This is a genomic window from Kluyvera genomosp. 2 (assembly GCF_036759865.1).
Lineage (GTDB): Bacteria > Pseudomonadota > Gammaproteobacteria > Enterobacterales > Enterobacteriaceae > Kluyvera > Kluyvera ascorbata_B.
This window is the reverse complement of sequence record NZ_JAPKIA010000006.1, coordinates 197,790-210,671: the sequence shown is the minus strand read 5'-3', so window position 1 is coordinate 210,671 and position 12,882 is coordinate 197,790. Positions and strand designations below refer to the sequence as shown.

13 protein-coding genes are annotated in these 12,882 nt (G+C 57.4%); 6 read left to right on the top strand and 7 right to left on the bottom strand.

The features are described 5' to 3' along the window. Positions 1 to 33 precede the first annotated feature (33 nt). Genes ftsX through ftsY form a run of 3 tightly spaced genes read right to left on the bottom strand, consistent with a single transcriptional unit; the run spans position 34 to position 3,261 of the window. Complete coding sequence (gene ftsX, locus V6942_RS08555; RefSeq protein WP_106925079.1) at positions 34 to 1,092, bottom strand: permease-like cell division protein FtsX; 1,059 nt, start codon at positions 1,090 to 1,092, stop codon at positions 34 to 36. Further along, positions 1,085 to 1,753 (bottom strand): cell division ATP-binding protein FtsE, encoded by a 669-nt coding sequence (ftsE, locus tag V6942_RS08550; protein WP_106925078.1) that lies wholly within the window; start codon positions 1,751 to 1,753, stop codon positions 1,085 to 1,087. Before ftsE ends, ftsX begins: the two co-directional genes overlap by 8 nt. A 2-nt stretch (positions 1,754 to 1,755) precedes the next feature. Continuing rightward, positions 1,756 to 3,261 (bottom strand): signal recognition particle-docking protein FtsY, encoded by a 1,506-nt coding sequence (gene ftsY / locus V6942_RS08545; RefSeq protein ID WP_333501103.1) that lies wholly within the window; start codon positions 3,259 to 3,261, stop codon positions 1,756 to 1,758. Between the two features lie 179 nt (positions 3,262 to 3,440). Here ftsY and rsmD point away from each other — a divergent pair, with 179 nt between their 5' ends. Both rsmD and V6942_RS08535 read left to right on the top strand, forming a co-directional pair. Continuing rightward, complete coding sequence (gene rsmD / locus V6942_RS08540) at positions 3,441 to 4,037, top strand: 16S rRNA (guanine(966)-N(2))-methyltransferase (protein WP_333501102.1); 597 nt, start codon at positions 3,441 to 3,443, stop codon at positions 4,035 to 4,037. Then, positions 4,027 to 4,305 carry a DUF1145 family protein gene (locus tag V6942_RS08535; RefSeq protein WP_106925075.1) on the top strand — a complete coding sequence of 93 codons (279 nt, stop codon included), beginning with the start codon at positions 4,027 to 4,029 and terminating at the stop codon, positions 4,303 to 4,305. The genes rsmD and V6942_RS08535 overlap by 11 nt, the downstream gene beginning before the upstream one ends. Before the next feature lie 35 nt (positions 4,306 to 4,340). Here the strand turns inward: V6942_RS08535 and V6942_RS08530 are convergent, their stop codons facing one another. Further along, entirely contained in the window at positions 4,341 to 4,697 is a 357-nt protein-coding gene (locus V6942_RS08530) for a DUF2500 domain-containing protein (protein ID WP_333501101.1), read from the bottom strand. Positions 4,698 to 4,832: 135 nt separating this feature from the next. Between V6942_RS08530 and V6942_RS08525 the strand changes: the two genes are divergently transcribed. Together V6942_RS08525 and zntA are read left to right on the top strand one after the other, a co-directional pair. Next, positions 4,833 to 5,459, top strand: a complete 627-nt coding sequence (locus V6942_RS08525; RefSeq protein WP_106925073.1) for a lysoplasmalogenase — start codon at positions 4,833 to 4,835, stop codon at positions 5,457 to 5,459. Positions 5,460 to 5,537: 78 nt separating this feature from the next. Next, positions 5,538 to 7,733, top strand: a complete 2,196-nt coding sequence (zntA, locus tag V6942_RS08520; protein ID WP_106925072.1) for a Zn(II)/Cd(II)/Pb(II) translocating P-type ATPase ZntA — start codon at positions 5,538 to 5,540, stop codon at positions 7,731 to 7,733. A gap of 127 nt (positions 7,734 to 7,860) precedes the next feature. Here the strand turns inward: zntA and V6942_RS08515 are convergent, their stop codons facing one another. Together V6942_RS08515 and tusA are read right to left on the bottom strand one after the other, a co-directional pair. Continuing rightward, positions 7,861 to 9,756 carry a bifunctional metallophosphatase/5'-nucleotidase gene (locus V6942_RS08515; RefSeq protein ID WP_182928499.1) on the bottom strand — a complete coding sequence of 632 codons (1,896 nt, stop codon included), beginning with the start codon at positions 9,754 to 9,756 and terminating at the stop codon, positions 7,861 to 7,863. Between the two features lie 134 nt (positions 9,757 to 9,890). Then, complete coding sequence (tusA, locus tag V6942_RS08510) at positions 9,891 to 10,136, bottom strand: sulfurtransferase TusA (protein WP_106925187.1); 246 nt, start codon at positions 10,134 to 10,136, stop codon at positions 9,891 to 9,893. A gap of 181 nt (positions 10,137 to 10,317) precedes the next feature. Here tusA and V6942_RS08505 point away from each other — a divergent pair, with 181 nt between their 5' ends. Both V6942_RS08505 and V6942_RS08500 read left to right on the top strand, forming a co-directional pair. Beyond that, complete coding sequence (locus V6942_RS08505) at positions 10,318 to 10,983, top strand: 7-cyano-7-deazaguanine/7-aminomethyl-7-deazaguanine transporter (protein ID WP_182929880.1); 666 nt, start codon at positions 10,318 to 10,320, stop codon at positions 10,981 to 10,983. Between the two features lie 73 nt (positions 10,984 to 11,056). Beyond that, positions 11,057 to 11,614 (top strand): DcrB family lipoprotein, encoded by a 558-nt coding sequence (locus V6942_RS08500; protein ID WP_106925069.1) that lies wholly within the window; start codon positions 11,057 to 11,059, stop codon positions 11,612 to 11,614. Between the two features lie 33 nt (positions 11,615 to 11,647). Here the strand turns inward: V6942_RS08500 and V6942_RS08495 are convergent, their stop codons facing one another. After that, positions 11,648 to 12,838 carry an MFS transporter gene (locus tag V6942_RS08495; protein WP_182929879.1) on the bottom strand — a complete coding sequence of 397 codons (1,191 nt, stop codon included), beginning with the start codon at positions 12,836 to 12,838 and terminating at the stop codon, positions 11,648 to 11,650. Positions 12,839 to 12,882: the final 44 nt, after the last annotated feature.

Here is a 12,882-nt window from a genome sequence, read left to right as displayed (position 1 = left end):
GTCGTCGCAGGGGAAGAGTATAACAGAACTTTTTTAGTCGGGGGTAAAGTGGCGTAAATGTTGTACCGTGGCAAGCCAGGCTGCCACCCAACCAATCATCGAACACAGCAGCAGCAGCAGCAAACATTCATCGAAGGACAGGCCGCTCAGCTCGAACTGCGTACCGAACACCCGCGCCACTTCGGTCACCGCTGACGACAGGCGCATCACCAGAATCTCCGACAAAATCAGCGACAGGAACGCGCCGGCAAAACCGAGCAGCGCGCCGCCGTACAGAAACGGACGCAGAATAAAGCCATCGGTCGCGCCAATCAGCTTCTGCACGTTAATGGTATCGCGACGAGCAAAGATGCTCAGACGCACGCTGTTACCAATGACGAGGAACACCGCCGCCACCATCAGCACGCCGATCATCGCCGCCACGCGCCCTACCAGCCCGGTAATCGAAGCCAGACGCGCAAACCAGCTGTCATCCATGCGCACTTCGTTGACGCCCTGAATCTGCGCCACGCGGTCGCGCAGCGTATTCAGCGCTTCCGTCGTCTGGAAGTCGATTTTCGGAATAACGACCGCTACCGCGGGCAGCGGGTTCTCTTCCAGCATATCCAACGCGCCGCCAAAACCCGACCAGTTGCGGAATTCGCCCAGCGCCTCGTCGCGGGAAAGATAGTTCACCTTATCCACGCCCTGCTCGGCCTGAAGCTGGCCCACGACTTTCGCCGCCGCGTCGTCATCCAGCGTTTTTTCCAGATAGACGGTAATCTGCGGGGACGGATAGTACTGGGACGCCGCGGTGTTCACGTTCTTGTACACCATGTAGCAAACGCTTGGCAGCGTCAGGGAGATAGCGATAACCATCACCGTCAGGAAGGTGGCGAACGGTTTGCTTTTCAGATCCTGCAGCGCGCCCTGCCACGCATAGCGCACCTGCTCATTGAACACGTTGGTTTTGCGTGAATTCGGCTTCGGCGCGGGCTTGCTGCGCTTCGGCGCATTGCGCCCGCCGTCCCCCCCCGAGGTCACAGACTGACGGAAACGATCGAGGCGTCCGCCAAACTGGCGAATCTGGTTGATTGCATCGCGCTTATTCACTTGTCAGGCCTCCGTGCAAGTGGCCGTCGCTCAGCGTTAGCATGCGATACGAACGGCTGGAGATCAGTCCAATATCGTGGGTTGCCATCAGTACCGTTACGCCCACGCGGTTAAACTCTTCAAACAGCCGCAGGATGCCTTCCGACAGCGCGTTATCCAGGTTACCGGTAGGTTCATCCGCCAGCAGTACCGCGGGTTTATTCACCACCGCGCGCGCGATGCCCACGCGCTGCTGCTCACCGCCGGAAAGCTGGATCGGGAAGTTTTTCGCCTTGTCCAGCAGCCCGACTTTATCCAGCGCGGCCGACACGCGGCGACGGATATCGTCGGCGCTGGCACCCGCAATAATCAAAGGGATCGCGACGTTGTCAAAAACAGTACGGTCCATCAGCAAATGGTGATCCTGGAAAATCATGCCGATCTGACGGCGCAGAAACGGCACCTCGCGGTTCTTCAGGCGGCTGATATCGTGGCCGCTGAAGAAGATTTTGCCAGCGCTCGGCCGTTCAATCCCACAGATAAGCTTCAGCAGGGTACTCTTACCCGCGCCGGAGTGGCCGGTCAGAAATGCCATCTCGCCCGGCTGCAGGTGGAAAGTGACGCCCTGCAGCGCTTGTCTCCCGCCGAGATAGGCTTTGCTGACGTGTTCAAAGCGAATCATTGTTAGTCCTCTCGGGCAAAAAGTGCCTCAATAAAATCGCCCGCTTTAAACGGACGCAAGTCCTCTATACGTTCGCCGACGCCGATATAACGAATCGGGATACCGAACTGGTCCGCCACGGAGAAGATCACCCCACCTTTGGCGGTACCGTCGAGTTTAGTCAACGTAATGCCGGTCAGGCCCACAGCCTCATGGAACAGTTTGGCCTGGCTGATAGCGTTCTGCCCGGTGCTGGCGTCAATAGTCAGCATCACCTCATGCGGCGCATCCACGTCGAGTTTCTTCATCACGCGGACAATTTTCTTCAGCTCTTCCATCAGGTGCGATTTGTTCTGCAGGCGCCCGGCGGTATCGGCAATCAGCACATCGACGTTACGCGCTTTCGCAGCCTGAATAGCGTCAAAGATGACCGAAGCCGAGTCTGCGCCGGTGTGCTGCGCAATCACCGGAATGTTGTTGCGCTGGCCCCAGACCTGCAGCTGCTCGACCGCCGCGGCGCGGAAGGTGTCGCCTGCCGCCAGCATGACGGATTTACCCTGCTGCTCAAACTGGCGTGCCAGCTTGCCGATGGTGGTGGTTTTACCCACGCCGTTGACGCCGACCATCAGAATGACGAATGGCGTTTTGCCTTCAATATTAAGCGGTTCATCAACTTTTGCGAGAATTTCACCCATTTCTTCTTTCAGCAGACCGTACAGCGCTTCGGCATCGCGCAGCTGTTTACGGCTGGCGGTGTCGGTCAGGCTACTGATAATTTTACGGGTGGTCTCCACGCCAACGTCGGCAATCAACAGCTGTTCTTCGAGCTCTTCAAACAGATCGTCGTCGATTTTCTTGCCGCGGAACAGACTGATAAATCCGGAACCGAGATTTTCTTTTGTTTTCAGCAAACTGCGCTTCAGGCGCGCAAAGAAACCTTCTTTGGTTGGCTTTTCCTGCTCCTGCTGGGCATCGTCGGACGGCGCATCATCTTGTGCTTCGATGTCGTCTTCGGACTGTGTCGCCAGCGCCTGTGCTTCCAGTTCTTCGTCAGTTAGCGCAGGCTCAACGTCGTCAATCACCTCTGGCTGGATTTCCTCGACCGCTTCCGGCTGTGCTTCAACAACCGGCTGGATTTCTTCAACCACTTCCGGCTGTGCTTCAACAACCGGCTGGATTTCTTCAACCACTTCCGGCTGCGCTTCAGCAACCGGCTGGATCTCTTCAACCGCTTCCGGCTGCGCTTCGGCAACCGGCTGGATTTCTTCAACCACTTCCGGCTGCGCTTTTTCGCTTTCCGCGACCTGCTCGGTCACTTCCACGACTTCAGCAGCAAAAGCTTCGCTCTCGGCAACCGTATGGCCGTCTTCAGCTGCAGGTGTCGGTTCGGCAACGACTTCCGGCTCGGCAGCAGGCGTATCTTCTACCGGCTGCGATTCGATTTTTTCTTCTGATTCAACAACCTGTTCCTGTTCTTTTTGCCCAAAGCCCAGCCAGGAAAAAAAGCCACGTTTTTTTTCTTTTGCCATTTGCTACCACACTCCCCGCTGTTTTTGATGGCGCCACTTCGCCACAATCGACGCGAAGGCTAAAATTAAGGATGAAATTAGTGGCTTAGTCTACCACTTAACTTCCCTGTCTTCACCGCTTTCACCCAGCAGAGCAGATCGCTAGAATAGCAGGCCGAAAGAGCGACCAGAGCAAGCAAATGAAAAAACCAACTTCCGGCGGCAGTGGCCAGATTCGCATTATTGGCGGTCAGTGGCGCGGCCGTAAACTCCCCGTTCCTGATAGCCCAGGATTGCGCCCCACCACCGACCGGGTGCGCGAAACGCTATTCAACTGGCTGGCCCCGTCGATGGTCGACGCCCGTTGCCTGGACTGCTTCGCGGGCAGCGGCGCGCTGGGGCTGGAAGCGCTCTCTCGCTACGCCGCCAGCGCGACGCTGCTGGAGATGGAGCGTCATGTCGCCCAACAGCTGCAAAAAAACCTTGCGACGCTGAAGGCCGGGCATGGCAAAGTGGTCAATACTAACGCCCTTACCTTCCTCAACCAGGCCGGTACGCCGCACGATATCGTGTTTGTCGATCCGCCGTTTCGTAAGGGGTTACTGGAAGAGACGCTACGCCTGCTTGAGAGCAACGGCTGGCTGGCCGACAGCGCGTTAATCTACGTCGAAAGCGAAGTCGAAAACGGACTGCCGCCGGTGCCCGCAGGCTGGGATCTGCACAGGGAAAAAATAGCGGGTCAGGTGGCCTACCGCCTCTATCATCGTGAAGAACAGGGAGAAAAGGATGCTGATTAATCTGGGTCGCTTATTGATGCTGTGCGTGTGGGCGTTTCTGGCGCTCAACCTGTTCCATCCGTTCCCGCGTCCGCTGAATATTTTCGTCAACGTCGCGCTGGTCTTTATGGTCCTGATGCACGGTATGCAGATGGCGCTGCTGCAATCGACGCTGCCAAAAGATGGACCGCAGATGACGCGCGGTGAAAAGGTCCGTATTTTCCTTTTCGGCGTCTTCGAACTGCTGGTGTGGCAGAAGAAAATTGGCGCCAGCCTGAAGAAGAAATAATCGGCCGGCCTGGCGCTACGCCAGGCCGCGTTATCTTAGTCGGCGTGAAACGCCACGAAGAGCGAGCCTTTGTAGCTCAGGGTCCCTTTGTCCCCCACCGTCAGTTGATGATACTGCGCGGCATCGACCCGAAAACTCACCTCCAGGCCCCCCTGCTCCGGCTTAAAGCCGACGTCATAGCGCATTTCACTGCCCGCAGGCGTTACCGTCTGCTGACGAGAGCGACGATCGTTAAGCACCTTCTCGCGTTTATTGCTAACGACCACCCGCTTTTGCATCAGCGGCGCGGCATCGTTGTCCATCTTTTCCCGCCGCTGCTGCACATAGCGAAAAGACGCCGCCACCACGATAACGGCTACGACCACGATGAAAAAAAGGGGCATTTTGCTCATTTCAGGTTCTCTTAAGAATTTACGCAAATGATAGTAAAGGGCGCGGTCAGCCATTGTCATCAGGTCGCCAGCCCGACTACACTGGATATTCAGGACTGGCTATACAGTACCCATCAATGATAACAGGGACTTAATATGCTTTGGTCGTTCATCGCCGTTTTCTTCTCAGGCTGGCTCTATGTCGATGCCGCCTACCGTGGCCCTACCTGGCAGCGCTGGGTCTTTAAACCCATCACGCTTATCTTATTGCTGTTTCTCGCCTGGCAGGCGCCGATGTTTAACGCCATCAGCTACCTGGTGCTGGCGGGCCTGTGCGCCGCATTGGTCGGCGATACCCTCACACAGCTACCGCGTCAGCGGATGCTGTACGCCGTAGGGGCATTTTTCCTCTCGCACCTGCTGTATACCATCTGGTTCGCCAGCCAGCTGACCTTCACCTTCTTCTGGCCGCTGCCGGTAGTGCTGTTGGTGATTGGCGCGCTGTGGCTGGCGGTCATCTGGACGCGGCTTGAAGAGATGCGCCTGCCGGTACTGGCCTTTATCGGCATGACGCTGGTGATGGTGTGGGTAGCGGGTGAACAGTGGTTCCTGCGGCCAACGGACACCGCGATGTCCGGTTTCCTCGGCGCCTCGCTGCTGCTTATTGGTAACATTGTGTGGCTGTTCAGCCAGTATCGCCGCCGCTTCCGCGCCGATACCGCAATTTATGCCGCCTGCTACTTTGCCGGACATTTCTTTATCGTTCGCGCGCTGTATCTGTAATTTCCTGCTTGACTCTGGAGTCGACTCCAGAGTGTATGCTGCGCTTAATGAATCAACGATCATTAACCGGAGGATACCATGTCGACTCCAGAGACACAGGGCAAGAAGCCCCCTCAGTTCACCTCATTCAAGCCCGCGCTCGTACCGCAGGATGATTGCTGCTGCGACAGCCAGTGCGCGAGCACAGTAGCGCCGGCCGACGCTGTGCTCGACGCCCGCTACAGCTGGGTCGTCAACGGTATGGACTGCGCCGCCTGCGCCCGTAAAGTAGAGACGGCGGCCGCCCAGGTGGCCGGCGTGAAAAAAGCGAAGGTGGTCTTTGCCACCGAAAAACTGCTGGTTGAAGCCGATGAAGACGTACGCACACAGGTGGAAAAGGCGGTCAGCGCCGCTGGCTACACGCTGCGTGGCGAAGATACCCCTCAGGCCAACGCCGCGGACTCCCGCTGGAAAGAAAACCTGCCGCTGATCGTGCTGATCGTCATGATGGCGATCAGCTGGGGGCTGGAACAGTTTAATCATCCGTTCGGCAACCTTGCGTTTATCGCCACTACGCTGGTCGGCCTGTACCCTATCGCCCGCCAGGCGCTGCGCTTAATCAAGAGCGGTAGCTGGTTTGCCATTGAAACGCTGATGAGCGTCGCAGCCCTCGGCGCGCTGTTTATCGGCGCAACGGCCGAAGCAGCCATGGTGCTGTTGCTGTTTTTAATCGGGGAACGGCTAGAGGGCTGGGCGGCAAACCGCGCGCGTCAGGGCGTGAGCGCACTGATGGCGCTGAAGCCAGATACCGCCGTGCGCGTGCGCGACGGCCAGCGTGAAACCGTAGCCCAAAAGGACCTGCAGCCGGGAGACGTGATTGAAGTCGCTGCCGGCGGCCGTCTGCCTGCTGACGGTAAATTGTTAACGCCTTTCGCCAGCTTTGATGAAAGTGCTTTAACCGGCGAGTCGATTCCCGTTGAGCGTAGCGCCGGAGAAAGCGTACCGGCAGGCGCGACCAGCGCTGACCGTCTGGTGCAGCTGAGCGTCATCTCGAAGCCGGGCGATAGCGCCATTGACCGCATCCTGCGCCTGATTGAAGAGGCCGAAGAGCGCCGCGCGCCTATCGAGCGCTTTATCGACCGCTTCAGCCGTATCTACACCCCGGCCATTATGGCGGTTGCGCTGCTGGTCACGCTGGTGCCGCCGCTGCTGTTTGCCGCGTCATGGGAAGAATGGATTTACAAAGGGCTGACTCTGCTGTTGATTGGCTGCCCGTGCGCGCTGGTCATTTCTACACCTGCAGCAATAACCTCTGGCCTCGCCACTGCAGCGCGTCAAGGCGCGTTGATAAAAGGCGGCGCGGCGCTCGAGCAGCTCGGCCTGATTCGCCAGATGGCGTTTGATAAAACCGGTACCCTGACCCTCGGGAAACCGCAGGTCACCCGTATTATCCCTGCCGCCGAACTGGCTGAAGATGCGCTGTTGGCGCTGGCGGCCTCCGTTGAGCAAGGATCCACGCATCCGCTGGCGCAGGCGATTGTTCGCGAAGCGCAGCAGCGTCAGTTGGCTATCCCACAGGCCAAAGCGCAGCGTACGCTGGTCGGTTCAGGGATTGAAGCGGAGGTCGATGGCCAGTCCATCGTGATTTGCGCAGCAGGAAAAATCCCGGCAGATGCGCAGCAGGCGCAGATTCAGCAGCTGGAAAATGAAGGTAATACCGTGGTGTTGGTCACCCGCGACGAGACGCTGTTGGGCATTCTGGCGCTGCGCGATACGGTACGTCAGGAAGCGCGGCAGGCAGTGGACGGCCTGCGTGAACTGGGGATTCAGGGTATCATCCTCACCGGCGATAACCCACGGGCCGCGAAGGCGATTGCCGACGAGCTGGGGATGACGTACCGCGCGAATCTGCTGCCTGCCGACAAGGTCAAAGAGGTCACTGCGTTGAACGCACAAGGGCCGCTGGCCATGGTTGGCGACGGCATCAACGACGCTCCGGCAATGAAAGCAGCGGCAATGGGGATTGCGATGGGCAGCGGTACCGACGTCGCGCTGGAAACCGCCGACGCGGCGCTGACCCACAACCGCCTGACCGGGCTGGTGCAAATGATCCGTCTGGCGCGCGCGACCCATGCCAACGTACGGCAGAACATCGCCATTGCGCTGGGGCTGAAGGGCATATTCCTGGTCACCACCCTGCTCGGTATGACCGGATTATGGCTGGCGGTGCTGGCCGATACCGGCGCAACGGTACTGGTGACGCTGAACGCGCTGCGGCTACTGCGAAGGAAATAACCGCGCAGTCCTGTCTGCCGGGTGGCGGCTACGCCTTACCCGGCCTACGGGTTACCTACCCTGTAGGCCTGATAAGCATAGCGCCATCAGGCAGTTCGGCACAGAGCGCGGATGGTGCACTGCACGCTTATTCGTTGATCGCCTCAAGCATCACCAGCCGATCGCTCACCCGCTTTTTCGCCGACGGCGAGGTAGCAGCTGCGAGCTCAGCCTGTAACGCTGCCTGTTTTTGCTTCTTCGCCTGCGGGTCGCTAAACAGCAGCGTTTTCACATTCAGCGACGCGACGTTGCTATAGCGGCCATCATCGCTGGTCGGCACGCTGATTTTGCCTTCATTCAGCAGATTTTCGACAATTTTACGTTCACGATCGTAGCCTTCTAGCCCTGCCAGCTTCCAGCGCTGCACCGTTTGTCCCTGATATTTACCGTGCTTCACTTCGCTCAGATAGCGAATCGTTAAATTGCGGATAGTCCCCGCCTCTTCGCCATACTCAGCTTTGCTGTCCGACAATACCGGGAACTGCATCCCTTCCAGCGCGCCGCCCTTTTGCGTCAGGTGGCCCATGCGATAGCTGTTCATACCAAGACGAATCGGCGTGCTGTCCGTTACCGGCGTGCCATCGGCCATTTTCAGATCGCGAATGCGCTGCCCGGCGGGCTGGCGCAGATCGATAGTGTAGGTGACGCCATCAAAGAAATCGTTGGTGGAATATTTAGAGGCCCGTCGCTGCGGATTAAAACTGTAAGTGACGTCGCCGTCATGCACTTGGTTAAAGTAGCCCGCCGACCACTCCATGTACTTTTTCAGCTCTTTGCCGGTCAACTGATACACGGTGATTTCGCCGCCCGCATACTGATAGTTAAAGGCAATATCTTTCGCCTTAATGGTTCCAACGTTGAGCTTAGGCTGGTCATTATCGATCTGCAGTGCGATAACCTGCGCTTTTGGCGCGAAGTGGCGGCTGGCATCCTGATACAGCTTGCTGATACCGGTATCCTGAATATGTACCTGTGGAATCCCCTTCACCGCATCCGGCGGGACCAGGTCCTGGCCGCTCAGTTCGGCAATGGGTCGATTAGCGTTGGCGCGCAGAATTTTATGATAAGGCTGATATACCGTTTCCAGCGCTTTATCCGATGCCATCCCTTTAATGCTATAGGTGTAACTGTCTTTGTTGATCAGCACATATTTGCCGTCGCGCAGCTCAAACTGCAGATCGATTCGCGACAGCGCGCGGCCGTATTTATCCGGTTCGGTGATAATCACGCCGTTAATCACTTCTTTGTCGACCTTCACGTGCATGTGTCCGGCGACGATAGCCGCCAGTTCAGGGTTAGCGCGCGCAATATCGCCCACCCCGGTGCCCGGCCGCTGGTTCTCGTTATCAATCCCCATGTGTGCCACCAGCACAATAGCGTCTACCTGGCCCTGAATCTTCTGGATGGCCTGTTTTACCGCATCAACCGGATCGGTAAAGTTCAACCCTTTTACCCGGTCAGTGCCTTTGGCAAATTCGGCGGTCATCGGCGTATCCATGCCGATCACGCCAATTTTTACGCCCTGGCGTTCAATAATCTTATAAGCAGGAAGGTAAGGCTTGCCGCTGTCCCACAGGATATTCCCGGCCAGCGCCGTGCCCTTAAACTGGTTGAGCGAAGTCGACAGCGATTTCAGGCCAAAATCGAATTCGTGGTTGCCCATCACCCACACGTCATAGTCCATGGCGTTAAAGCCGAGGATCATCGGGCTGGTTTTGTCGTTCTTAAAGGTTTCAACAAAATTGCCCTGTATGGTATCGCCCGCGTCGACCAGGATGACGTTTGGCTGCTGGCTACGCACCTGGCGAACCTGGGTGGCAATCTGACTCAGGCTTCCGGCCAGGTTTTCCGTATCCGTCGAATAATCCCACGGGACGAAGGTGCCGTGGAGATCGGAAGTCCCGAGAATCGTGATATTGACGGGTTCAGCCATCGCCGCAGAAGTACCCAAGCAGAGTAAGAGCGCAAGAAGTGATTTTTTCATTTTTATTGATGTGCCCAAAGGGGAATGAGGCAAAATTATGCGATTCACATCAATAAGTTTACTAGCAGCTTTACAGGGTAAACATGAAAAGTGAGAGACAGCTCAAGCTTGTTAAGCTGTCGAGACGGCGGTAATTAGTGGCTTTTGCGTAACAGATAACGGTACGGCAGCGCGTCGATCTGCTGGGCAATCAGCTCATGTTCCATAAAGCGACAAAAGCCCGGAATATCGCGCGTCGTGGCGGGATCGTCAGCGATAATCAGCAGCGTTTCGCCCACCGGCATCGTGCGCACGGTTTTACGCACCATCATTACCGGCTCGGGACAGCGCAGCCCTTGCGCGTCCAGGGTGTGGTCGGGGCTGGAGAACAAATCGGTCATTATCTTCTCGTCATTATCAAAAAACGCGCTTAGTTTACGCTGACCGCGTGATGAAGCAACCAGGTTAACGATTGCGCGAAAAACAACCATTGCAATGACGCACGAAAGCAGTATCATTCCGGCCCTGCAATAGGTTTGCAGATTATTGGGTTCCCTCACCCCACCGCTAAAAAGGTACAATATGACTCTCTTTACCGCGACACAGCGCCGTCACGCGCTGGTCTGGCTATCGCTATTTCATCTGCTGGTGATCACCTCCAGTAACTATCTGGTGCAGCTGCCGGTCAGCATTTTCGGCTTCCACACCACCTGGGGCGCATTTAGCTTCCCGTTTATCTTCCTCGCCACCGATCTGACCGTGCGCATTTTTGGCGCGCCGCTCGCGCGACGCATCGTGTTTGCGGTGATGATCCCGGCGTTGATGATCTCATACGTCATTTCATCGCTGTTCTACATGGGCGAATGGCAGGGCTTTGGCGCACTGGCGCACTTCAACCTGTTCGTCGCTCGTATTGCCGCCGCGAGCTTTATGGCCTACGCGCTGGGGCAGATCCTCGACGTTCACGTGTTTAATCGCCTGCGCCAGAACCGCCGATGGTGGCTTGCGCCGACGGCCTCGACGCTGTTCGGCAACATCAGCGACACGCTGGCCTTCTTCTTCATCGCGTTCTGGCGCAGTACCGACCCGTTCATGGCCGATCACTGGGTTGAAATCGCCCTCGTCGACTACAGCTTTAAAGTACTTATCAGCATTGTTTTCTTCCTGCCGATGTATGGCGTACTGCTGAATATGCTATTGAAAAAGCTGGCAGATAAATCTGATTTGTCGGCAATGCAGCCAGGTTAAGGGTTCATCTGACGGGTTGTGTTAAGATAGGCGCAAGAGCCGTTCATGGCTATTTATCGAAAGGAAGAAGTCAATGCGCAAATTGGTGAAATATGCTGGTATTGGCCTGCTGGTGATGGGGCTTGCTGCCTGCGACAACAGCGATACCAACGCCCCAGCCCAGGGTTCAGCTGCGGCAAGCGATGCCGCGGGCCAGTCGATTAACCTGCTCGACGGCAAGCTGAGCTTCACGCTGCCAGCCGGGATGACCGACCAAAGCGGTAAGCTGGGTACCCAGAGCAACAACATGCACGTTTACTCTGACGCCACCGGCCAAAAAGCGGTCATCGTTATCATCGGTGATAGCGCCAATGAAGAGCTGTCGGTCCTGGCAAACCGCCTGGAAGAACAGCAGCGCAGCCGCGACCCGCAGCTGCAGGTGGTGACCAACAAATCCATCGAGCTGAAAGGTCATACCCTACAGCAGTTGGACAGCATCATCTCTGCCAAAGGGCAAACCGCCTATTCTTCCATTGTTCTGGGCAAAATTGACAACAAACTGCTGACCCTGCAGGTTACGCTGCCGGCGGACAACCAGCAGCAGGCGCAGGCCGATGCTGAGAAAATCATCAATACGCTGGTTATCAACTAAGCCAGTCTGATGCCAATGCGGCCTCTTGCGAACCTACGCCAGAGGCCGTTTTTTTAGCCGCCATCCAAGCAGCAGCGCCACCGCCACCAGCCCTGCGGCAGCCAGATAGATTGTCGATACCCCCATCCACGCCATCATCAGCCCGGCCAGCGGCCCGGTAATGCCCAATGATAAATCCATAAACACGGTATACGTCGCCAACGCCGCCCCCTGATTCTGCTGCGGCACCGCCTTGACCGCCACCACGCCCAGCGCGGGAAACACCAACGAGAAGCCCGCCCCGGCAAGGAAAGTGCCCAGCTTGGCCATCAGCGGCGTCGCCGCAACACCAACCAGCAGTAGGCCAGCAACCTCCACGGCAAAGCAGATCATCGCCACGTTCAGGCCACCAAGCCGGTTGATGCCGTTAGGGAACAACAGCCGCGTGCCCACGAAGGCGCAGCTGAACAAAGTAAGCGCAAAGGCAGCGCCGTCCCAGCCTTTAGCGTCGTAGAACAGCGTGATAAAGGTCGCGATCACGCCAAACCCTGCAGAGGCCAGCGCCAGCGCCATGCCGTAGGGCCAGACGCGACCCAACACCGCGCGAAAGGACATGGCTTTGCCCTTTTTCGCCTTAACTTCATCACGGGGCAGCGCCGCCAGAATTGCCACGGCGGCGACCGCCATAATCGCCAGCGCCAGCCCATGCAGGCCGATGTAGCGGTAGCACAGCACGCCGAGCGGCGCGCCCATCGCCATTGCACCGTAGGTAACAATGCCGTTCCACGAAATCACTCGCCCGATGTGTGGCGAACCCACCACGCCAACGCCCCACAGCGTGGATCCGGTGCCGGCAAAGCTCTGGCCAATCCCCAAAATGACGCGCCCCACGCACAGCAGGACAAGGCTGAGCAGCGGCCAGCCGCCGCCGAATGCCGCCAGCAGGTAGCTCAGTCCACTGAGAAAGCAGCCGCATAAACCAAAAACGACGATTTTTTTCGGCCCCAACTGGTCAGCATAGCGCCCGGCATGGGGGCGGCTGAGCAGCGTAGCAAAATATTGCAGGCTAATGACCAACCCGGCCCAGAAGGCGCTAAACCCCATAACATCATGGACATAGCCCGGCAGCACCGCCAACGGCAGGCCGATGGTGAGATAGCTGGCAAAGTTGAATATAACGACGGAGACAATACGCAGATTGAGGCGCAGACCGCTTAGCTGCTCCTCCGCGTCGGCCACAGGCATGGCTAATCCCTTATAGACGCAACAAAAATGGCATTATTGCATAT